This window comes from Janthinobacterium sp. SUN120, from assembly GCF_030397735.1.
Lineage (GTDB): Bacteria > Pseudomonadota > Gammaproteobacteria > Burkholderiales > Burkholderiaceae_D > Janthinobacterium > Janthinobacterium kumbetense.
Genome location: NZ_JAPUBW010000001.1, coordinates 1,404,911 through 1,426,473 on the forward strand (window position 1 = coordinate 1,404,911; position 21,563 = coordinate 1,426,473).

Sequence of the window (21,563 nt, forward strand, 5' to 3'; positions counted from 1 at the left end):
GATAATGTTTTTTGAAAAATATTTTCAGATATTTTCAAATAAGCCTGCCAAAGGGAAACCTGGAATCAGCGGAAATCAACTGAGCAGCACGATTCCGCCCGGCAAACTGGTCATTTGCGCGCCGTACAGGTCGCGTATCATCGCCAGCGCGCCATCGGTTTGCCCGATGGAAAAACGCATGCGCACGAGGCGGCGGCCCAGCTCGGCATTGCGCAGCACCACCCGGCCCGGCCGGTAGCGGTTGATTTCATCGACGACCTCGGCCAGCGGCTTGCCGACAAACGACAGCGCGCCCGTGCGCCACGCGCTGGCTTCCTCCGCTGGCGCGGCCGTGGCCGCCTGCACGCCCCGGTCATCGTAGACCAGTTGCTGCCCCGCATCGAGGGTCTGGCGCCGCTGCTGCCAGACCACGTCCACGGCGCCCGCCAAACAGGTGACGCAGACGGCATCGTCCGTGTGGCGCACATTGAAGCGGGCCGACTGCGCCAGCAGGCGCCCCGCGCCCGCCACCACCGTGACGGGCTGGCGCGCGCCGCTGGCGAGGATTTCCGCTTCGCCGCCCAGCAATTCGATGGCTTCCGGCGCCCGCACATCGATGCGCGTCTGCGTATTCATCTGTACCGTCATCTGCTGCGACACGGCCACCTGCCGCTGCTCGCCCGTGCCCGTGCGGTAGTCGGCGCTCCATTCCTGCAGCGACGGCCAGGCGCCCAGCGGCGGGCGCAAGGCCAGCACGGCCACGCCGGCCGCCAGCGCGCCGCCCAGGAAAGCCCGGCGCCCGGGGCGCGCCGGGAACGCCAGCACGTTCGCCCGCTGCGGCGCGGCATCGGCAGCGCGGTCCAACGCGGGGGCCAGCGCCTGCCACACTTGCTGGAGTTCGCGCCAGGCGCGCGCATGCGCGGGGCTGCGCGCGCACCAGGCGCGCAAGGCGTCGGCGTCCGCCTGCGTGAAATCGTCGCCGCGCAGCCGCGCCCACCAGGCAGCGGCTTGCCGGTCGATGTCAGCGTCGCTGTCGGCGGTATGGGAAGGGGCGCGTGGATCGCGGTCAGGAGCAGTCATGAGATTCATCAATATTTACGGCGGCCCGACACATCGCTGCGCTGGGCGGCATCGGCGTCGGCCATGCACGTTTTACAGTGTTGCATGGCAGCCTGCAATTCTTTCTTCACCATCGCCACGGAAATGCCGAAGCGCTCGGCAATGTCCGCATTGAGCAAGCCATCGACCCTGGCGGCCGTCAGGATGGCGCGGCGGCGCGGCGACAGGCCCGCCAAGGCCGCGTCGAGCGCCTGCACGTCGAGGCGCGCCGAGACGATGCGCGCCGGGTCGCTGATGTCGTCGCCGGCCTCGTCGGCCATGTGCATCAGTTCTTCGCGCTCGCGCTCGGTGACGATGATGCGGTCGCGGCGGTAGGCATCGGTGGCGATATTGGCCGCCATGCGCAGCAGGTAGGCGTCGGGGTTGTGGACGGGCGCGGCGGCGGGACCGGGCGCCACCATCGCTTCGAGGCGCAGCCACGTTTCCTGCAGCGCATCGGCCGCATGGTGCTTGCAGCCGACCACGCGCTCCAGGCGCCAGCGCAACACGGCGTAGCGCGAACTGAGGTGACGTTTCAGCTTGGTGCGCAGGTCGGGCATGCTCATGGCGCGAGCCTTCCCATTGTTCCGGGGGCACAATCGACTTCGCTGCCCGGCCCCTGCGGCAGCAGCAGGATGGAAACGGGCTGCGGCATCGAGGGCTGCGGCGCCGCGCCCACGCGCATGCCCAGCACCAGGCGCGCGATGGCCGTGTCTCGCGCGCGCAAGCCCGTGCTGTCGAGCAGGTGCACGCGGTCCACCACGCCGGCGCGGTTCAGATACAGCTGCAGGGCCAGGCGGTAGCCGCCGGGACGCGTCTGCGCCGCGCGGCACAGCAAGCCCAGCAGCACGTGCTGCAGGCGGCTGACATAGGCCGCATGGTCGCCGCCGCCCTGCACGGCGCCCGGGATGTCGGCGGCGGCCACGACGGCGGCCTGCGGCAGCTCCGCCGCGGCAGCAGCGGCAGCGCCGGCCGGGGTATACACGATGACGGCTTGCGCATCGGACAGGCGCGATTGCAGGCCCGTGCCTTCCAGCAAGGCTTGCAGGGCCGCGCCGGCCGCATAGGCGCCGCGCACGGCCCCCGACTGGCGCTGCGCGTAGCGCTGGTCCATCAGCACGGCGATGCCCGTGCGGCGGCTGTACAGGTCCAGCGCGTCGCCCAGGTTTTGCGCGGCGATATCGAACTGCAGCACGGGGCCGTCGGCCGGCTGCGCCCGCACGGGCCCCACCGCGGCCAGGAAACCCAGCAAAACCAGGTATCCTGCCAGCGCAAGCACATGGACGGATGCCGGGCTGCCTGTCATATCGCTATCGAGTCGCTATCGTGTGAGGGGGGGGAATTGCGTGGAAACAAGGCATTGCCAAGTAACAACTCTTGCATCAACTGCAATAGCCTACACAGAAAAAATGACGGCTTCGTGACATCGTCAGCGTGCATAAATTTCGCCATGCGGGACGTCCGGCGCGCCACCTATTTCGGCTACACTGGCTGTCACTTTCCCTTTCAGACGCCTGATGATCGAAAAGAATCTGCCCGAGCTGGTCTTGCTGAAGCGCCTCATCGACGAGGGCGGCAGCCACCTGGAAGTGGCCGCGCCCTGCAGCATCGCCATGGATGGGCGCGAGTTTCCCGTATACTCCATCGCGCTGGGCAATCCGAGCCCAGACGTGCCCGTGCTGGGCTTTTTCGGCGGCATCCATGGCCTCGAGCGCATCGGCACGCAAGTCATCCTGTCTTTCCTGGAAAGCCTGGTCGCGCGCCTGCGCTGGGACGCCACCCTGCACCAGCAGCTGGAAAGCATGCGCCTCGTGTTCATGCCGCTGGTCAATCCAGGCGGCATGTGGCAAGCCACGCGCTGCAATCCGCGCGGCGTGGACCTGATGCGCAACGCGCCGTTGAGCGCGCGCGAAAAAGTGCCGTTCATGCTGGGCGGACAGCGCTACAGCGCCCGCCTGCCCTGGTACCGGGGCGCGGCCGGGGGGCCGATGGAGCTGGAAAGCGCCGCCGTGTGCGACCTCGTCGAGCGCGAACTGCTGTCGCGCCAGTTCAGCATCGCCCTCGATTGCCACTCCGGCTTCGGCTTGCGTGACCGCATCTGGTTTCCCCACGCGCACACCAAGGTGCCCATCGAACACCTGGCAGAAATCGGCGCGCTGGAAGAGCTGTTCAGCCAGAGCTATCCCAACCACAACTATGTGTTCGAGCCGCAAAGCCGGCAATACCGCACGCATGGCGACCTGTGGGATTATCTGTACCTGAACGGCACCAGCTATACCGGGCGCGTGTTCCTGCCGCTGACCCTGGAAATGGGTTCCTGGCTGTGGGTCAAGAAAAACCCGCGCCAGCTGTTCAACCGGGTCAGCATCTTCAACCCCACGGCCGCGCACCGCCTGCAGCGCGTGCTGCGGCGGCACCTGGTGTGGTTCGATTTCCTCATGCGCGCCGCCAGCAGCCACGGCCGCTGGATGCCGGAAGGATTGCTGCGCAAGGCACAGCGCCGGCGCGCCCTGGCGCAATGGTATGAATCATGACGCAGATCAACACGCACGATAACTGGGTCCTGCTGCGCGGCCTGATGCGCGAACAGCGCCACTGGGGCAGCTTCCCCGCCACCCTCGCGCGCGCCCTGCCCGGCGCCCGCATCGTCACCCCCGACCTGCCCGGCAACGGCACGCGCCACCTGCAAACGAGCGCCGCCCGCGTGGCCGACATGGTGGAAGACTGCCGCCGGGAGTTGCTGGCGCGGGGCATCCCGGCGCCCTACCACTTGCTGGCCCTGTCCCTGGGCGGCATGGTGGCCGTGGAATGGGCCAGCCGCTACCCACAGGAAATCGCCCGCTGTGTGCTCATCAACACCAGCATGCGGCCGTTCAATCCCTTCCATCAACGCCTGCGCTGGCAAAACTATGGCGTCCTGCTGCGCCAGCTGCTGCTGGGCGATGCCGCCAGCCAGGAAGCATTGATCTTGCGCCTGACGAGCCGCCGGCATGCTGGCGGCACTCCCGCGCTGGTGGCCGACTGGTTGACTTACCAGCAGGAATACCCGGTGAGCCGCCGCAACGCGCTACGCCAGCTGCTGTCGGCCGCCCGCTACCGCGCCCCCCTCGTGCGCCCCACCATGCCCGTGCTGGTGATGGCCGGCGCGCAAGACCAGCTGGTCGACCACCGCTGTTCGCAGCGCCTGGCACGCGCCTGGCAAGCCGATTGCCTGATCCACGGCGACGCCGGGCACGACTTGCCGCTCGACGAGGGGGAATGGCTGGCGCAATCGGTGGCGCGCTGGCTGGGCGTGGCAGCGGCAGGCGATGAGCAGACCAATACGGCACGATCATCATGCCGATAGCCTATCGCACGGAGCAACTGACGGCGCTGGCAGAGGCCGGCGTGCAGGAACGGATTTTCCCAGGCGCGGCCTGGGCCGTCGGCACCGTCGACCACGGCGTGGCGGGCGCGGCCGGGCGGCTCACGCCGGAGCCCGCCAGCGCCGCCATGCAGGTCGACACCCTGTTCGATATCGCTTCGCTGACCAAGATCGTCAGCGTCTGGTCGCTGATCGGCAGGCTGATTGGCCAGCAACACCTGCGCCTGGACGACCGGCTGGCCGACGTCTTGCCCGGCACGGCGGGCTACGCGCTGGCGCCCATCACGATTTTCCAGCTGCTCACCCATACGGCCGGCTTGCCGCTGCGCGCCCGCCTGCGCGCCAGCTATGGCGAGGTGTACGACGATATCGTGCGCGGCGTGCTGCGCGAGCCGCTGGAAGGCACGCCGGGCCAGGCTGTCGAATACACGGACCGCGCCGCCCTGATCCTCGGCTTTGTCATCGAGCGCCTGCTGGGCCTGCCGCTGGAACAGGCGCTTGCAGAGCATGTGCTGCAGCCGCTGGGCATGGCCGCCACGGGCTATGGCCCGCTGGCGCCACGCCACGGCCAGTTAGTGGCGCCGACCGAGTATTGCGAGCAGGCGGGCGCCCACCTTGCGGGCGTGGTGCATGATTTTTCGGCCCGCCTGCTGGGCGGCGTGTGCGGCATCTCCGGCCTGTTTTCCAACGTGCCCGACTTGCAGCGCTTCCTGCGGGCCATGCTGGCGCCGGGCCTGCATGGCGCAGGCCAGGTGTTTGACGCCGGCTGGGTGCGCTCCTCGCTGACGGTGCAGACGGGTTCGTTAAATCCCTCGCGCGGCCTGTTCTGGCACCCGGCGGCAGGCACCGGGCCGGCAGACGACGTCTGGTGCCACCAGGGGTTCACCGGCACGGCCATGTGGCTCAGCCCCCGGCGCGGCCGCTATGCCGTGCTGCTGACGAACAAGCTGTATTACACGCGCGATTCCTCCCGGGTCAACGCGCTGCGGGGCGACTTCATGCGCTGCGCATTCGGCCTCTGAGGTTTACAGGCGCCAGCTCACCGCGATGGCCAGCAGCAGCGCGCCGGCCGCCACCACCAATGCACCATTGAAATTGTGCGACTGCGCATACAGGCTGCCGGCCAGCACGGGGCCGATAATCTGTCCGATGCCATACACCACCGTCATGATGGCCATCATGCTGGCGCCCGCCTTGCCGGCTGCCCGCTGCGCAGCCGGCATGGCGATGGTCACCGTGCCGACGAACGTGCCGCCGACGAGGATGGCGCTGAGCAGATAGCCGGCGGCCGAGGGCGCCAGCACGGGCAGCGCCACGCCCAGCGCCTGCAGCAGCAAATTCAGCCGCAGCGCCTGGCGCGTGCCCAGGCGCTCGTGCAGCCGGTGCCACAGGAAACACGAAGGCGCCGCGCCTAGGCCGAACACGGCCCACACGTGGGCGGAATTGAGATTCGGCAAGGCCACGCCCACCAGCACGGGCAGATAGGTGGCCGTGACGATGTAGCCGAGTCCCGCCAGTCCATAGATCAGCACCAGCGGCCAAGGCGCCACGGGCGCCAGCGCCGGCGCGGCCGGTGCGGGCGGCGCATTGGGGGTCGCCTGGCCGCTCACGGCAAGCGCGGGCGCGGCCGCCAGCCCCGCCAGCACGGTGACCCCGGCCAGCAGCAGCCACATGCCGGCGCTGCGCCAGCCCAGGTGCGACGCCAGCACCAGCAATTCAGCCGAGACGGCGATGCCGGCGCCCACGCCCGCGTACAGCAACGGCGCGCCGCGCGCCTGCCCGCGCTGCACCAGCAGCCACAGCGACGCCGCCACCATGGCCAGGGCGCTGAAGACGCCCGCCACGCCGCGCACCGTCACGATGAGCCAGACGGGCATCGGCCAGGCCAGCACGCCCAGGCACAGGGCCGTGCCGGCCACCGACCATAAACACAGCCGGTGCGCACCTTGCGCCCGCGCGCGCATGGCCAGGATGGCGCCCAGCAAGTAACCGGCATAGTTGGCCGAGGCGGCCAGGCTGCCGTCGCGCAAGGTCAAGACGCCCTCGCCAACCATATGCGGGTAGATGGCCGTGAAGGCGAAGCGGCCGAAGCCCATGCCGATGGCGAGGATGACGGCCGCGGCGATGGCCGCGCGCAGCCCGACCGCCCCGCTCACGCCGCCTCGCCGAGCTGCGTCAACAAGTGCTGGAACGCGGGCACGTCGAATCCCGCGCGCCACACCAGCACGGTGTCAATTTGCCCAGCGGAAATAGTCGCCAGGGTGGCCGGCGCGCCGGACAGCGCCAGCACACTGGCAGGCAGCAGGGTCACGCAGGCGCCGGCCGCCACGCAGGCGATCATGCAGTGATACGAACTCATTTCCTGCACCCGCCACTGCGTGCTGCCGGCCACGCCCAGCACCTCTTCCGCGATGCCGCGGTAGGTGCAGCCCTGCGGAAACGCCGCCAGCGAACGCGTGCGCACATCCATGGCGCGGCGCACGGGCCCTTCGCTGGCTGGCAGCAGCAGGCACAGTTCCTCGCGCCACAGGGGCCTCGACGCCAGGCCCAGCTCCGCCAGGGCGGCGGCGCCGCCGAACGCTGGCGGCAAGGCCACGAAAGCGCAGTCGAGCAAGCCCGTGCGCACTTGCTCGATCAGGGGCCGCGACGGCCCCGTGCCCAGCGCCAGGCGCGTCGCCGGATAGCGCGCGTGATACGCGGCCAGCAAGGCCGGCAAGCGGCTGGCCGCCGTGCTTTCCATGCTGCCGACGCGCAAGGTGCCCCCCTCGCGCCCGCCCGTGACGACATGCCGCGCCTCTTCCGCCAGCGCCAGCAGGCGCTGCGCATACTCGAGAAAGCGCTCGCCCGCCGCCGTCAGGGCCATGCGTTTATTGGTGCGCACGAACAGTTCCGCGCCGATATCGGCTTCCAGCTGCTGGATGCGCGTGGTGACGCTGGACGGCGCGCGCCCCAGCCGCGCGGCGGCCTGGGTGACGCTCAGTTCACTGGCGACCGAGCAAAAAATCCGCAATGATTCCGAATCCATCGTATTCTCTTTTTGAAAATGATTATGCTATTATATTCTTAAAATACGAATCAAATGCAGCATCCTCAACTTCATGAAGGAATCATCATGACGTCAATCCAGCGCTTCCTCGACCGTCTCGGCTTGCAATTGCCCATCATCCAGGCGCCGATGGCGGGCGTCTCCACACCGCGCCTGGCCGCCGCCGTGTCGAACGCGGGCGGCCTCGGTTCGCTGGGCATCGGCGCCGGCACCGTGGCACAGGCGCGCCAGATGATCGCGGACACGCGCGCGCTGACGGACAAGCCCTTCAATATCAATGTGTTCTGCCATGCGCCGGCCGTCAGGGATGCGCGGCGCGAAGCGGCTTGGCTGGCCCATCTGGCGCCCCTGTTTGCGGAGCTGGGCGCGGCCCTGCCCACACAGCTGGAAGAGATCTATAAAACGTTCATCGGCGACGAGGCGGCGTTTGCCCTGTTGCTGGAACAGCGTCCCGCCGTCGTCAGCTTCCATTTCGGCTTGCCCACGCAGCGGCAGATCGCCGCCCTGCGCCAGGCCGGCATCTACACGATGGCCACGGCCACCAATGTGCGCGAGGCGCTGCTCATCGAACAGGCGGGCGTCGACGCCATCGTGGCGCAAGGCGTGGAAGCGGGCGGCCATCGCGGCGTCTTCGACCCGCAAGCGCCGGACGAGCGCCACAGCACCACCGTGCTGCTGCGCCTGCTGGCGGGCCGCACCGCCCTCCCCCTCATCGCCGCCGGCGGCATCATGGATGGACATGGCATCCGCGCCGCGCTGGACCTGGGCGCCGCGGCCGCCCAGCTGGGCACGGCGTTCGTGCTGTGCCCGGAATCGTCGGCCAATGCAGGCTACCGGGCCAACCTGAAAAGCGAACGGGCGGCCAGCACCCGGCTGACCAGCGTGCTCTCGGGCCGCCTGGCACGGGGCATGGTGAACCGCCTGATCGAATACGCCGAAGCGCCGGGCAGCCCGCCGCCGGCCGACTATCCCGTCGCCTACGATGCTGCCAAGCAATTAAACGCGGCGGCCAGCCAGCTCAGCGACAGCGAATTCGCCGCCCAGTGGGCCGGCCAGGGCGCCCCGCTGGCGCGGGAAATGGGGGCGGAGGAATTGGTCGCCACCCTGGCGCGGGAAATGGCGGCCTGACTTTTCCGGGGCCATCCGCCTCACGCCGGCTGCTGCTGCGTGGTGCAGTGGATGCCGCCGCCGCCGGCCGCGATGGCGTCGATATTCAACTGCACGATGTCGCGACCGGGAAATTGCTCGCGCAGGATGGCCTTGGTGTTGCGGTCGGCTGCCGCATCGCCAAATTCCGGACACAGCACGGCGCCGTTGCAGACATAGAAATTGATGTAGCCGGCGGCGAAGTCCTTGTTTTCATAGCGCGGACGGACTGACCCAGGTCCGGGCAAGACCACCACCTGCAGCGCACGGCCGCGCGCATCCGTGGCCTTGCGCAGGATGTCGAGGTGGCGCTGGGTGACGGCCCGTTCGGGCGACGCCGGGTCGCTGTCGAAGCCGGCCGCCACGACGCCGGGGGCGCAGAAGCGGGCATAGAAATCCGTGTGGCCATCGGTGATGTCCTGGCCGGCGATGCCGGGCAGCCAGATGACTTTTTCGATGCCCAGCAGCCGGCGCAATTCGCGTTCGCATGCTGCCTTGCCGACGCCGGGATTGCGGTTGGCGTTCAGCACGCAGCTTTCCGTGATGATGGCCGTGCCCTGGCCGTCGACTTCGATGCCGCCCCCTTCCAGCACCAGGCTGCTCTCCAGCACGGCCACGTCGGCGCGCCCGGCAACAAAAGGGGCCACCCGCGCATCGTCGTCGTAGTCCTGCTTTTCGCCCCAGCCATTGAAATTGAAATTCACGCCGGCCAGCGCCCCGCCCGCCTTTTTCACGAAGACGGGGCCCGTGTCGCGCATCCACAGGTCGTCGATGGGCTGTACCAGCAGCTTGACCTTGTTGCCGCACAGGCGAGCCGCCACGTCGTAATCTTCCTCGTTGACGAGCATGTGCACGGGTTCGACGCTGGCGATCGCTTGCGCGATGCGCGCCAGATCCGCCTGCGCGCCCGCCTTCAGGCGCTTGCCCCACACGTCGTCATTCGCACCGAAGGCCATCCACGTCGCGGCGTGGCGCTCGCCTTCGTCGGGCATGCGCCAGCCGGCCCCAGCCGCCAGCGCGGACAAGGCCGGCAAACCGGCTGCGGCGCTGGCCGCCAGGCCCATGGCGCTGGTCAGAAAATGTCGTCGTTGCATGCTGTTCTCCTGTGCGGCGCGCTTACGCCGGTTCCTGTTGCGTGGTGCAATGGATGCCGCCGCCACCGGCCGCGATGGGGTCGATATTGATCTGGATCACGGCGCGTCCCGGATACAGCTGCGCATACTGCGCCTTGGCGCTGGCGTCCGCTTGCGCATCGCCGAATTCCGGCAGGAAAATGGCGTTGCTGGTGGCATAGTAATTGATGTAGCCGGCGGCGAAGGTGTTCGGGTTGTTTCCAGGCCGAATTTTCTCGGGGCCGTCGATGACGACGATCTGCAGCGACTGGCCATCCGCATCGGTGGCGCCGCGCAGAATCTCCAGGTGGCGCCGGGTCAGCGCGTAATCGTACGATGCCGGGTCCATCTCGCGGTGCGCCGCCACCACGCCGGGGCGCACGAAGCGGGCGTAAAAGTCCGTGTGGGCATCCGTGATGTCCTGGTTCTTGATGCCTGGCAGCCAGATCACCTTGCGGATGCCCAGCAGCCGGCCCAATTCCGCTTCGCAATCGGCCTTGCTCCAGCCCGGATTGCGGTTGCTGTTGAGCACGCAGCTTTCCGTGATGATGGCCGTACCCTTGCCATCGACTTCCAGCGCCCCGCCTTCGAGCACCAGGCGCGTGGCCAGCAGCGGCACCTTGGCCTGGGCGGCGACCACGTCGGCCACCTGGCCATCCTTGCCGGACTGCTGCTTGTTGCCCCATCCATTGAAGTTGAACTTCACGCCGGCCCGCTCGCCATTCGGCTTGCGCACGAAGACAGGGCCCGTGTCGCGCATCCAGACATCATCCATCTCGGCGGGAATCAGGTTCACGCGGGCGTCGAGCAACTGCCGCGCACTGGCCAGCTCGGCGGGACGCACCAGCATGTTGACGGGTTCGTAGGCGGCGATCGCGTTGGCGATGCGCACCAGCGCCAGCTGCACTTGCGGCACTTGCGCGCGCGTCCAGACGGCGTTCGAGGCGCCATACGCCATCCACGTCGCCTTGTGGGCTTCGGCCTCGTCGGGCATGCGCCAGCCGTCGGTCTGGTTGACGCCACCGCCGCTATTGATCGGAGGCAATGGCGCCACCGGGCCAGTTTCCGGCGTGCCGCCGCCGCAGCCGGCCAGCATGCCGCCCATGGCCAGCGCGCTGCCGCCCAGCATGCAATGGCGCAAGAAATATCGACGTGTATTCATATCCATCCTTGATTAGTTAGTCAGAGTGCCGCGCAGTCGATGCGTTGGCATGGACGGCATTGTGGAGCGATCAAGATATGAAAACAAATGATATGATTTACGTAAATTGATTAGGTTTTCTCATATGTCAGGACATCGCATTCCCTCGCTGAAGTTATTGATGGGCTTTGAAGCGGCCGCCCGCCACGGCAATTTCTCGCGCGCGGCCGACGAGCTGCACGTGACGCAGTCGGCCATCAGCCATCAGGTGCAATTGCTGGAAGAACAAGTCAAGCAACCGCTGTTCCGCCGCGCGGGACGGGGCGTGGAACTGACGGTGGCGGGCGAAGTGCTGCTGCGCAGCGTGCAGCGCTCGATGACCGTGCTGCGCAGCGGCCTGGGGCGCATCGCCACCTATCTCGATCCGGGATTGGTCGTGCTGGTGTGTCCGGCGCCCCTGCTGCACGGCTGGCTGCAGCCCCGGCTGCGGGAACTGGAAACGCGGCTGCCCGAACTGTGCTTGCTGCTGTCGGTCGACGAGAGCGCCCGCTTCGTCGATGAAATCGACGTCGATATCGCCATCGGCGAGCGCCCCATCCTGCAGCCGGACTTGCAGGAAATCCCCCTGCTGCGCGATGAGTGGGTGATGGTCGCCAACAGCGAGCTGGCGGCGCGGCTGGCCGGCGTGCCGCAGGATGCGCATCACCTGCACGCGGATCTGGTGTGCCTGGAAGAAAGCTTGACGGGCGACACTACGGCGCCATTGTTCCTGGGGCCGCTGGCGCGCTTTCGCAAGCGGGCCATCTACGACGATGCGCGCCTGTTGCTGGACGCCACGCTCGACGGACGCGGCATCGCCTGCCTGCCGCGCCTGCTGGTCGATGCCAGCCTGGCGCGCGGCTTGCTGCACGTGTTGCCCGCTTATCCCAGGGTGCCGGGCGCCACCTGGTGGCTGTCGGGCGTGGCGGAACATCCCCGTTCGGCCATCGTCGGGCAAGTATTCGACTGGCTGCGCGCGCAAGGTGCGGCGCAGGGGCAATGATCAGGGCTGCGGCGCGCGCGCATAGTCGACGCCGCTGGCCCAGCGGTTTTCCCAGTGCGCCAGATACGACTGCGCCAGGCGCTCGCTGTGCCACACGACGAGCACGTTTTCGCTGTTGGCGGTGGCCGCATCGGCCGTGTAATTGAAGCTGCCGTTTTGCACGGTCACGCCATCTGCCACGATATACTTGTCGTGATGCAAGGCATAGCGGGAAATCAGGCGCGTGGGAATGCCCGCGCCGACGAGCCGGTCCAGCGCGGCCCGGCTGTTCTTGCGCGCGTTGCGCCGCGTATCGGCCAGCACCCTGACATCCACGCCCCGCTGCCGCGCCCGCAGCAAGGCCTCGACCACATGGGGCGAACTGAACGAATAGGCGGCCAGCCGGATGCTCGACGCCGCGCTATCGATGACCTTGAGCACCAGCGCCTCCGCCCCGCCATCGGGAGAAAACGCGTTCTCGATGGTCACCACGGGCGCGGTGTCGGCGGCAAGCGCCGCTGACGGCGCACCAGTAGCAAGACACAGCGCAACGGCAAGCAGGATATTCTTCATCGCTGGCATTTCCCTGTTTCAATAATCGGGGGTGGACGAACAAAAAATGTGGACACAGCCTGCAGGCAGACTCGTCGCCTGGGCGAGCGTCCGCTGTCGCCCCATAGCGGACCTTCAGACTCATGCTAGACCTGCGGGCCATGCATTGTAAGGGACTGCACGAGGACTTGATTCCGTTCAGTCAGTAACCATCCGTCTGCAACAGGTTCAAGGTCAACGTACTCCACCACGACCGCAACATTGTGGCCCGTCCTAGCACCGCCCTTTCGAAAGCCACTTGGTTCGAGACTGATAACCTTAACTGACATCCGCCCATTCGGAGACTGCAAGAAAAGATTGTCGCCTACACGGACTTCGCCACTCCCGACTTTTCCCGTAAAAATGATGCATCGCTCTGCAATCAGGAGCACATCAACCACAGCGTATTCGAAGGTCATATAGTTTTGAAGTGGTAAATATTCAGAGCAGCGTTTCGACGTGCTGGATACCAAATCCCGTAAATCCTTCTGCACGAAGTTCTGGAGCCAGGTGAACCTTGATAATGGTTTCGATACGCGTAGTTTCAATGGACATTGTGCTTCCCAAAATTCAAAGTAACGGGCTACTGGTAGGTGCAGCGTGGAGTTAGACCGTAATGCTGCGCGAAATAAATGGCGTCACCGCCATCCAACTAGCGACTTTGTCATCCCATGAGATGAACGACTGCTTCTGGCCGCTTTGCGACAGCCAACTACGTCTAAAGCAGACCCGCGTCGGAGCGCTAAAGCAAGTCCGAGTCGGTTGCAAGATTGAGCATGCTGCGTTTAACTTTCCATGGAAATTTCCTCGATGGCACCTGTTTCATCGAATCGGACGCTAAGTACGTAATTTGTGACCTTGCCAGGCAAAGTGAAATCGAACACATCAATGCCGTTCTCATCCTCGTCACCCCAGTGAGACTTCAATTCCAAGAGGCCAAGAACCTGTTCGGGTTCGGGGGACGTAGTGGCCAGATTCGACTGCCAATAGGTGGCGTCCAACTCTTCGAGGTGGTGAGAGACGAATAGAGTTCCACCGTATTCATCAGCTTCGGTACCGAACGCATCACGAATCGCGGCTAGCGCAGACATCTCACGCCGCTTAATTTCATCTAACTGTGGTTGCACTCGGTTCTCCTAAAAGGTGTCCAATTTTCACTGGGGATACAGTTTTGCCCTTCGTGGGTCGAATCTGACTGACCGCTACTGGTTGGTTGCCGTCATTGGCAGGTTCCGCCCCATTGCAGACGACTGTTACTTGTTAGCTTTCCGGTCCAAGACTTCGCCCAAAGAAGTGTCCGGGAACTTACGCCAGTCTCGAGGTTCCGTACTCCGAACAAGATTTTCAACAGCAGCCAGAGCGTCGCTGTTCTCAACACCAACTGCTGTCGCGAGAACGTGATTTTGCGTGTGCCGCTCTGAACGGTTCGCTCGTGCTTTAGCTAATGGGATGCCTTTGCGTGAGGCCTTGCTGTTTTCACCGTACGTGTTGCGGCGGTCTTTCTCGTAGCTGAGGCACTTTTTCTCTTGAGGAGTTTTCGGTTGCACTGCCATGTATCTTTCCCTTTCACATCCATAGCTGAAGGTCCGTTTCTGGCCGGAACCGGCATCACAGTTTCTGATACAGGAATGTTGGACACGTTCCCGCCCCATCTTTGCTAAATTTAACCACCTGCGTCAGCACAGCGGCGACGTCATGATACTCGGTCAGCGGTACCACCTTGTCTTGGTCGGTATCACGCTCACAAGACAAGACAGCGTTGGATTCGTAGCGCAGAACATGCAACAACGCTTGCAAAAACATATCTGGGTTTGGCCAAAGATATGCACGTTTACGGTCAAGTGTAGGCAGTAGAGCAATCACTTTTCCATCACCGTCGCCACACTTCACAAGCTTGCCAAGCAAAGTCTCGCCCACATAGCAAAGCAATTCGTCAGTCTCTCCGAAGGGCGTGACAAACGGTTTTATCGAAATAGTTTCTACTTGTGCCGGAATGCGTAGCCAAAATGAATCCGGTGAGAATACGAACGTTGAGGTCATTACAAATCTGGTGAGGTTGAAGTAAGGTACTGACTGTCTGCTCTTGGCCGATTTCAGCCAACCTCTCCACCTTCAAAACGAACCGGAACCCCACGACGTCTTGCATCACTGCTACGTCTCTCTACATACTCTGGGAACCTGACACACCGCATCAGTTCATTTTTTCGACTTCTGACCATTTGAATACACCAGCACACCTTGCTCGTTGAACTGCTGGGTACTCAGCAGCACGCCCTTATCACTGTAAACCTGACGAATGCTTACCTTACCGTTGAGATGGTAACTATTTTGCACACCCACGGGCTGGCCATCGCGCCATTGCCCCTGCGACTCCAGCTTGTCATGACTAAAATACGTAGTTGCTACGCCGTGTTGGCGGCCATGCTCATCTAGCTCTACCTGCGATTTGATATTGCCATCTCGATCATAATAGCGGTAACCGCCAACCATCTTGCCAGAAACAAAATCGGCTGCATTGGTCTGTCCGGAGATTCGTACCAGATCGCTCTTGATGGTATCGAAAATCTCCACCTTCCAAGTGCCGGGCAACGCTGCTTTTGGTAAGGGCAGCACCAGCACATAAGGCGAGCGATGCTTGACCTGCGGCATCAGCTGTTCGTCCAGGTAGAGGCGCGCCTTGCCGTCGGGACAGGAGTCCGGGCCACAGTCGGTCATCATGCGCGCAAACGGAATGGCCTCATCGCCGGCTTTCCCGACAGGGCAGCCAAACAAGGTCACGACCATTGCTGTCTTGTCACGGATGCGCTCGGCGAGTGCGGGTCTGAGGCTCGCATACTCATCTTTGTTTTCCAGCATCCCCTCTTTTATGCGCAGCTGATTGCCGCCGCAGGCCGTAGATTCCGCCACGGTCAGCACATCGGCGCCTTTGCTATCTTTCTCGTTAGAAATAGCCGTAAACACGTGTCGCTGAATAATATCGGCCTGCGCCACTACTGGCCACAACAGCATCGCACCTAGCGCCACGCATATCATTTTCTGATGTTTTTTCAAGTACATCTCTAATCAAGTGCAACTGTAATATTGACTGGGTTAGCGGAAAAGTGCTTTCCCATAGCCGCTTGTGGCTGCTGTCGTTGGCAGCTTACGCCCCATTGTGCCGCCCGAAATCACATTCAACGTCAAAGTGATCGCCGCGCTTCAGTCCGTCAAATGCACCATAGTGTTATCCATTTGCTTCAACTTTGCTTCGATCTGATCCAAAGCATGTAGCTTTTCTTCGCGATGAGACCAGTCCCCCGCAGCCAGCGCCTGGGCTCTTTGCTGCCCGATAGCGTCCAATGCCAGTTGTCGCGCCTGTTGGTTGCATGCCGCTCTTAACTTTATATCCGCAAATGCGAGAGCAATCGACGCTTCGCAGCGCACGTCATCGTCCATGGCGTGTATGTCGGCGTATCCCCACTGCTTTGCCAGTTTCTCGAGGAATCGAATTGGCGTGACATCCTTGTGCGTCTTGTGCCAATCGCGATAGCTCTCCAGAAGATCAGCGCCAGTATCATTACCGTTCGGCGAGAAATCATCCGCGCAATTCCAAAAAAATGGATCATCCAATATCTCGCGTGCCTTGGGATGAAAGTCTTCCCAGTCGATTCCCAACTGCTCCCAGGCCGACATCCCGTCACGCTTGGCTTGTGCCGCTGCCTTCAAGCCGGATGCCAGGAGTTGCAGAGCTTCCTCGGAATCCGGGACGCGTTTCCTGGCAGCTTCACAGTGGTCCAGAAATTTCTCCAAGCTAAAATCATCGGTGCGCTTCAATCGCTTGCTCAATAGCCCTAATGCATGGATGACTTCATCAACACCTGCCTTAAAAAGTGGCAAAGACAATGTTGAGGAATGCGTCCAGTCCCGGCCTTCCATCAACTCGCTGGCGATGGCGATCTCGACCTTGCCCTTTGCTCTTCGATAAGTGACCTTCGGTAGCGTTGCGCGGAAATTATTGTGCGCCTCCAACAGAGATTCCAGTGTCTTCTTTGCCGGACCAGAGTCCCTGAAGTGAAGCGTGACCGCAATTTCCTGAATCGCGTCGCCAAAACTGCCGCTGCCCGCGAGAAGAAAATCCCCGATCGGAGACAACGTTGTGTGACCACCGTAGCAATTATAGGAATTTGCGACTACATGGAAATCCATTGAATACTGCCTTTCATCCGAAATTTCAATTGTTCTGAATGTCGATATATATTGCTTGTTCACCTCAAGCCAGCCATGCCGTGGCTACGGCAACCGGTGGCGGAAGGTCGGTTCGATGTTGCGCGCATGCAGCCAGCGCACGATGTCTTCCAGGGTGGCGTCCTGCAACAGCAAGCCGGACGCGCTGACGGAAGATGCAACAGGCGATGTGACCACGGGAACAGGCGCTGGCGAAGACTCCGAAAGGCCCGCATGTCCCTGCAATTTCGCCAGCGCCTGCGCGAACTGGGCTGGGTTGATGCTGCGCAAACTTTCCAGGAAGCCCAGCTGGGCGGATGGCGGCGGCGGCATGTCCAGGCCCGGCTCATCGACGAAGGCGGCGCCCATGCTGGGGTGGATGAAGGCGGCCCACTTGCCCGACGGCTGCAGGCTTGGCGGCAGCGCCACCTGTTCCACGTCGGCGGGCGGCGCGGCGGCAAGAATGTCGGTCGAGGCAGGCAAAAAGGTCGAGCGCAGCAGTTGCACGAACTGGCGCGCCTGGGCGACGGGCACGGGCGTGGCCAGCGACAGCCATAACTGGAACGCCGTGCCCGAGATGCTGACGGCGGGCGCCGGCAAGTCCAGCTCGTGTTGCACGGCATTGGCGATCGTACACAGCGCGCTCCAGTGCGCCTCGCCGCCGCCCTTGCCGCCAAACTCCAGCACCAGCGCGCGCGTCAAGCCGCTCCCGGTCACGAGTCGCACCGCTACCGTCTGCTCGCCCGACAGATGGCGCGCCAGCACGGCCGGCGTCAGCGGCTGCACGCCGCCCTCGCCATCGACATAGTGCTGCTGTTCATCGAACAGGTACAGGCGGGTGAGTTCGGAAATCAGTTTATGCATGGACGGCCTCGTAATGACGTTGAGCAACACTTGTCAACGTGCCCAGATTATAGCCTCCCAAGCCTTGGCGCACCCGCACCTCCAACGCCAAACACGAGCCAGCTGGCCACGGCGAACAGGCAGGCGGCAACGCCGCCGTACAGCATCACGGCGCCAAAACCTTGTGCCAGCGCAAGCTTCGCCACGCCGGCCGGCAGCGCGCCGCCCTTGCCTGCCGACACTTCCTCCGCCAACGCCCGCAATGCCGCCCCGTCAATCCCGGCAGGCATATGCCGGCGCAAGGCGGACTGGATGGCTGCGACGAGGATAAAACCCATCAGCGCGATATTGATGGACAGGCTGACCATGCGCGCGCTGATGTCGATGCTGGACGCCATGCCCGCCCGTTCGCCCGGCACGGCAGCCGTCGTCGTGTTAGTGACGGGGGTATTGGTCAGCCCCAGGCCCGTGCCCGCCAGCAGGCAGCCGGGCAGGATCGTCAGCCAGCTGGCGGCGTCCGCGCGGCTGCCCCAGCACATCAGCAGCAAACCCGTGCCGATGGCCAGCAAGCCGGCGGGAATGACGGCATCGGCCCGGTAGCGCAGCGCCAGCCGCTCGGCCAGCGGCGGCACGAGCAAGGTGGGCAAGGTATAGGCCAGCAAGGTCAGGCCCGTGTCCAGGCTGCTGTAGCCGAGGCCATGCTGCACGTACAGGGGCAGATAGATCATGACCGGCCAGAAACTGCAATTCATGCCCGCCGAACCGAGCAGCGCGCCCGAGAAGCGGCGGATGCGGAATACGGAAAAGTCGATCATCGGTTCCGCCTGACGCCGTTCGATGACGGCAAACGCGGCAAAACCGGCCAGCGCCACGGCCACGCTGGCCAGCGCACGGGGATCATCGAAACCCAGCGCCGGCCCCTGCGTGAGGCACCACGCCAGGCTGAACACGGCCAGCGACAGGGTGGCGATGCCGGCCACGTCCAGCTTGCGCCGCTGCGGGTCGCGCGATTCGCTCACGCCCAGGGCCGCCAGCAGCAGCGCGACGACGGCCAGAGGTCCGTGCACGAGGAATACCCACTGCCAATTCGACAGCGCGACGATGGCCGCGCCAATGATGGGGCCGAAGCCCAGGCCCAGGCCAAACACGATGCCCCAGGCGCCAAACGCCCGGCCCCGCGCGGCGCCGGCCGGGAACTGCTGCGACAGCACGGCTACCTGGCAAATCAGCATGGCGCCGCCGGCCATGCCCTGCAGCGCGCGCGCGGCGATCAGCACGCCCGTGCTGCCGGCCCAGCCGCAGGCCAGCGAACTGAGGCCGAACAGCGCCAGGCTGGCGAGCAGCAGGCGCTTGCGGCCATAGCGGTCGGCCAGGGTGCCCGTGGCCATCAGCACGGTGGTGCAAGCCAGGGTGTAGGCATTCATGATCCATTGCAAGTCCTTGAAGTCGCCATGCAGCACGGTTTCCAGCGTGGGCAGGATCACGGGCACGCTGGAAATTTCCAGGCCAAACTTGAGCGAGGCCAGGCACACGGCGGCCAGGGTCAGTGCGTTTTGTTGCGTAGTAGTCAGTAGCATCGAAGCCTTGATGTCGGTAGTCATGGAGGCGCGCATGGTGGCGGCGCACCGCGAGCCCGCATTCTAGAAAACCCCGACTCATGAGGGAAATGATAAAATTTTGTACAATTCATTCATTTTCGTCATGAATCACGGGAGCGTCACGCCATGGACTTCGATACCGCCCTGCTGCGCGCCTTGGTCGCCGTCGCGGACACGGGCGGCTTTACTCGCGCCGCCGAACGGCTGCACCTGAGCCAGTCCGCCATCAGCCACCAGATCCGCCGCCTGGAAGAGCAAGCGGGCACGGCGCTGCTGGTGCGCACGACGCGCAGCCTGCGCCTGACGGAAGATGGCGAGGATTTCCTGCGCCACGCGCGGCAGGTGCTGGCGGCCCAGGAGGCGCTGTCGCGCCGCTTCCAGCGTTCCTCGCTTGCCGGCGCCGTGCGCTTTGGCGTGCCGGAAAATTTCATGGGCGCACGCTTGCCCGCCCTGCTGGCGCAGTTCGCCCACCTGTTTCCCGCCGTGCGCCTGGATGTGACGGTCGGCACCTATCTTGACTTGCAAAAACTGGTCGCCGCCGATGCGCTGGACCTGGCCGTCGTCATGGCCCTGGCGGACGGGCAAGATGAAGCGGCCGTGCTGCGCCGCACGCGCTTCGTCTGGGCCGCGGCGCAGGATTTCCGGCACGATGGCGCGCTGCCCCTGCCGCTGGCGTTTTCACCGGCGCCCTGCATGCACCGGCAAGTGGGCGTCGACGCCCTCGAGGGCGCCGGCCTCGACTGGCGCGTGGCGTTCACCTCGCCCAGCCAGCAGGGCTTGCGCGCCGCCGTGCTGGCGGGCCTGGCCATCACGGCCCTGCCGCAAGGCGACCTGGAGCCCGGCATGGTGGTCATCGACGGCCAGCATGGCTTGCCCGCCCTGCCCGCTGCCCGCTTCCAACTGCTGTGGCGCGCCGCCGGCAGCACGGCGGCGGCCGAAGCGTTCGGACAGTTGCTGCGCGAATGGTCAGCCGCCGCGGCGGCTTGACAGCACCAGCAGCAAGGCCAGCGCCAGCATGGCGCTTGCGCCCCCCAGGGACACCGTCACGCGGTGCGCCAGCAGCGCCGCGCCAACGCGCTGGTGTGCGCCAAAGGACGAGATCGCCACCAGCACCGCCAGCCCCAGCGAATTGCCCAGCTGGTGCGCCACGTTGACGACGCCCGCGGCGGCGCCCGCATCCTGCGCGGGCACGCCCGCCACGCCGGCCGCCGTCAGCGGACTCAAGGCCATGCCCTGCCCCGCGCCGATCAGCACCATGGGCAGGGCCACGCCCAGCCAGTACGCCGTGCCCGCATCGACGCGGCTCAGCCATGCCATGCCCAGCAGGGTTGTCGCCAATCCCATGGCCAGCAGGCGCGCATTGCCCAGGCGACGCGTCAAACGCGGCACGCACAGGGCCATGCCGAAGTTGACCAGGGTCATGGGCAGGAAAGCCAGGCCCGTCAGCGATGGCGGATAGCGCAGCACCACTTGCAGAAATTGCGTGGTGAAAAAGAAGAAACCGATCATGGAGCCCAGGAACAGCACCCTGGCCCCGTACGCCGCATTGCGCTGCGCATCGGCGAACAGGCGCAGCGGCAGGATCGGCTGCGCGGCGCGCCGTTCGATGGCAATGAAAGCGGCCAGCAGCAGCACGCCCGCCGCCAGCGCACCTTGCGTCAAGGAATCGCCCCAGCCGGCGCCGGCCGAGCGGATCAAGCCATACACGAGGGCCGACATGCCGAGGGTGGAACTGGCCGCGCCAGCCACGTCAAAGCGGCCCCGGCTGCGCGGGCTTTCCGCGATGAATCGGCGCGCGGCCAGCAGCATGGCGGCGCCGATGGGCAGGTTGATGAAGAAGCCCACGCGCCACGACAGCCACTCGGCCAGCACGCCGCCCAGCACCAGCCCCACGCTGGCGGCAATGCCCGCCACGGCGCTGTACAGGGCGATGGCCCGCGTGCGTTCGCGTCCCTCCGCAAATGTGGTTTGCAGCAAGGCCAGGGTGGATGGCGCCAGGATGGCCGCGCCCACGCCCTGGATGGCGCGCGCGGCAACCATCGTGGCAGGCGAGCGCGCCAGGCCGATGGCCAGCGACGCGAGCGTGAACAGCGCCAGGCCCAGCTGCAGCAGGCGGCGCCGGCCAACCACGTCGCCGGCGCGCGCGGCCAGCAGCAGCAAGCCGCCAAACGTCAGCGTATACGCGCTTTGCACCCAGGCCAGGCCCGTATCCGTAAAGCCCAGTTCCTGGTGGATGTTCGGCAAGCCCGTCAGCACGATGGACGTGTCGAGCACGATCATCACGTAACTGACGAGAATGATGGCGAGGATGGCCGCCTTGGGCGGCGCGGCAGAGGGAGTAGCAACTGGCGGATTGTTCATGCCATCACTGTAAGCCGTATGCATTACCATGAATAGATGGTAAAGTCCGCATGAACTTAT

At 64.8% G+C, this 21,563-nt stretch carries 22 protein-coding genes; 6 read left to right on the forward strand and 16 right to left on the reverse strand.

Going from position 1 to position 21,563, the window contains the following annotated elements; translation table 11 throughout:
• Positions 1-75 precede the first annotated feature (75 nt).
• The 3 genes from O0879_RS06130 to O0879_RS06140 are packed head-to-tail and all read right to left on the reverse strand — an operon-like array spanning position 76 to position 2,383.
• Positions 76-1,059, reverse strand: a complete 984-nt coding sequence (locus O0879_RS06130) for a DUF4880 domain-containing protein (RefSeq protein ID WP_289915394.1) — start codon at positions 1,057-1,059, stop codon at positions 76-78.
• An 8-nt stretch (positions 1,060-1,067) separates the two neighbouring features.
• Positions 1,068-1,643, reverse strand: coding sequence for an RNA polymerase sigma factor (locus O0879_RS06135; RefSeq protein WP_289915395.1), 576 nt, complete (start codon positions 1,641-1,643; stop codon positions 1,068-1,070).
• Positions 1,640-2,383: a hypothetical protein gene (locus O0879_RS06140; protein ID WP_289915399.1), complete on the reverse strand. Its 744-nt coding sequence runs from the start codon at positions 2,381-2,383 to the stop codon at positions 1,640-1,642. The genes O0879_RS06135 and O0879_RS06140 overlap by 4 nt, the downstream gene beginning before the upstream one ends.
• A 211-nt stretch (positions 2,384-2,594) precedes the next feature.
• On the opposite strand from O0879_RS06140, the gene O0879_RS06145 reads away from it, so the two are divergent.
• The 3 genes from O0879_RS06145 to O0879_RS06155 are packed head-to-tail and all read left to right on the forward strand — an operon-like array spanning position 2,595 to position 5,463.
• Positions 2,595-3,611 (forward strand): M14 family zinc carboxypeptidase, encoded by a 1,017-nt coding sequence (locus tag O0879_RS06145; RefSeq protein WP_289909597.1) that lies wholly within the window; start codon positions 2,595-2,597, stop codon positions 3,609-3,611.
• On the forward strand, positions 3,608-4,423 hold the full coding sequence (locus O0879_RS06150; protein WP_289915401.1) for an alpha/beta hydrolase: 816 nt from the start codon (positions 3,608-3,610) through the stop codon (positions 4,421-4,423). The genes O0879_RS06145 and O0879_RS06150 overlap by 4 nt, the downstream gene beginning before the upstream one ends.
• On the forward strand, positions 4,414-5,463 hold the full coding sequence (locus O0879_RS06155; protein WP_289915403.1) for a serine hydrolase domain-containing protein: 1,050 nt from the start codon (positions 4,414-4,416) through the stop codon (positions 5,461-5,463). Before O0879_RS06150 ends, O0879_RS06155 begins: the two co-directional genes overlap by 10 nt.
• A gap of 3 nt (positions 5,464-5,466) precedes the next feature.
• Here O0879_RS06155 and O0879_RS06160 read toward each other — a convergent pair whose 3' ends face one another.
• The gene (locus tag O0879_RS06160; protein ID WP_289915405.1) at positions 5,467-6,597 is read right to left on the reverse strand and encodes a YbfB/YjiJ family MFS transporter; all 1,131 of its coding nucleotides are present in this window, start codon (positions 6,595-6,597) and stop codon (positions 5,467-5,469) included.
• Positions 6,594-7,466: a LysR family transcriptional regulator gene (locus O0879_RS06165; protein WP_289915425.1), complete on the reverse strand. Its 873-nt coding sequence runs from the start codon at positions 7,464-7,466 to the stop codon at positions 6,594-6,596. The genes O0879_RS06160 and O0879_RS06165 overlap by 4 nt, the downstream gene beginning before the upstream one ends.
• 87 nt (positions 7,467-7,553) lie before the next feature.
• Between O0879_RS06165 and O0879_RS06170 the strand changes: the two genes are divergently transcribed.
• The gene (locus O0879_RS06170) at positions 7,554-8,615 is read left to right on the forward strand and encodes a nitronate monooxygenase (RefSeq protein WP_289915427.1); all 1,062 of its coding nucleotides are present in this window, start codon (positions 7,554-7,556) and stop codon (positions 8,613-8,615) included.
• Positions 8,616-8,635: 20 nt separating this feature from the next.
• Here the strand turns inward: O0879_RS06170 and O0879_RS06175 are convergent, their stop codons facing one another.
• Both O0879_RS06175 and O0879_RS06180 read right to left on the reverse strand, forming a co-directional pair.
• Positions 8,636-9,727: an agmatine deiminase family protein gene (locus tag O0879_RS06175; protein ID WP_289915430.1), complete on the reverse strand. Its 1,092-nt coding sequence runs from the start codon at positions 9,725-9,727 to the stop codon at positions 8,636-8,638.
• Positions 9,728-9,749: 22 nt separating this feature from the next.
• Positions 9,750-10,907, reverse strand: coding sequence for an agmatine deiminase family protein (locus tag O0879_RS06180; protein ID WP_289915432.1), 1,158 nt, complete (start codon positions 10,905-10,907; stop codon positions 9,750-9,752).
• A 124-nt stretch (positions 10,908-11,031) separates the two neighbouring features.
• Between O0879_RS06180 and O0879_RS06185 the strand changes: the two genes are divergently transcribed.
• A complete protein-coding gene (locus O0879_RS06185) occupies positions 11,032-11,928 on the forward strand; it encodes a LysR family transcriptional regulator (protein WP_289915434.1) in 897 nt (298 codons plus the stop codon).
• Here the strand turns inward: O0879_RS06185 and O0879_RS06190 are convergent, their stop codons facing one another.
• From O0879_RS06190 to O0879_RS06225, 8 genes are all read right to left on the reverse strand, one after another.
• A complete protein-coding gene (locus O0879_RS06190; RefSeq protein WP_289915435.1) occupies positions 11,929-12,480 on the reverse strand; it encodes a phospholipase D family protein in 552 nt (183 codons plus the stop codon).
• 803 nt (positions 12,481-13,283) lie between these two features.
• Positions 13,284-13,625 carry a DUF2004 domain-containing protein gene (locus O0879_RS06195; protein ID WP_205701141.1) on the reverse strand — a complete coding sequence of 114 codons (342 nt, stop codon included), beginning with the start codon at positions 13,623-13,625 and terminating at the stop codon, positions 13,284-13,286.
• 126 nt (positions 13,626-13,751) lie between these two features.
• Positions 13,752-14,051: a hypothetical protein gene (locus O0879_RS06200; RefSeq protein ID WP_289907219.1), complete on the reverse strand. Its 300-nt coding sequence runs from the start codon at positions 14,049-14,051 to the stop codon at positions 13,752-13,754.
• Between the two features lie 55 nt (positions 14,052-14,106).
• The gene (locus tag O0879_RS06205) at positions 14,107-14,538 is read right to left on the reverse strand and encodes a hypothetical protein (RefSeq protein WP_289915441.1); all 432 of its coding nucleotides are present in this window, start codon (positions 14,536-14,538) and stop codon (positions 14,107-14,109) included.
• A gap of 156 nt (positions 14,539-14,694) precedes the next feature.
• Positions 14,695-15,549, reverse strand: a complete 855-nt coding sequence (locus tag O0879_RS06210; RefSeq protein ID WP_289915443.1) for a hypothetical protein — start codon at positions 15,547-15,549, stop codon at positions 14,695-14,697.
• 147 nt (positions 15,550-15,696) lie between these two features.
• The gene (locus tag O0879_RS06215) at positions 15,697-16,746 is read right to left on the reverse strand and encodes a hypothetical protein (RefSeq protein WP_289915445.1); all 1,050 of its coding nucleotides are present in this window, start codon (positions 16,744-16,746) and stop codon (positions 15,697-15,699) included.
• Positions 16,747-16,767: 21 nt separating this feature from the next.
• Entirely contained in the window at positions 16,768-17,565 is a 798-nt protein-coding gene (locus O0879_RS06220) for a hypothetical protein (RefSeq protein ID WP_289915447.1), read from the reverse strand.
• 47 nt (positions 17,566-17,612) lie between these two features.
• The gene (locus O0879_RS06225; protein WP_289915449.1) at positions 17,613-19,145 is read right to left on the reverse strand and encodes an MFS transporter; all 1,533 of its coding nucleotides are present in this window, start codon (positions 19,143-19,145) and stop codon (positions 17,613-17,615) included.
• A gap of 123 nt (positions 19,146-19,268) precedes the next feature.
• Here O0879_RS06225 and O0879_RS06230 point away from each other — a divergent pair, with 123 nt between their 5' ends.
• Positions 19,269-20,129 carry a LysR substrate-binding domain-containing protein gene (locus O0879_RS06230; RefSeq protein WP_289915452.1) on the forward strand — a complete coding sequence of 287 codons (861 nt, stop codon included), beginning with the start codon at positions 19,269-19,271 and terminating at the stop codon, positions 20,127-20,129.
• On the opposite strand, the gene O0879_RS06235 is transcribed toward O0879_RS06230, so the two are convergent.
• Positions 20,109-21,503, reverse strand: coding sequence for an MFS transporter (locus tag O0879_RS06235; protein WP_289915454.1), 1,395 nt, complete (start codon positions 21,501-21,503; stop codon positions 20,109-20,111). The two genes, O0879_RS06230 and O0879_RS06235, sit on opposite strands and share 21 nt — an antisense overlap.
• Positions 21,504-21,563: the final 60 nt, after the last annotated feature.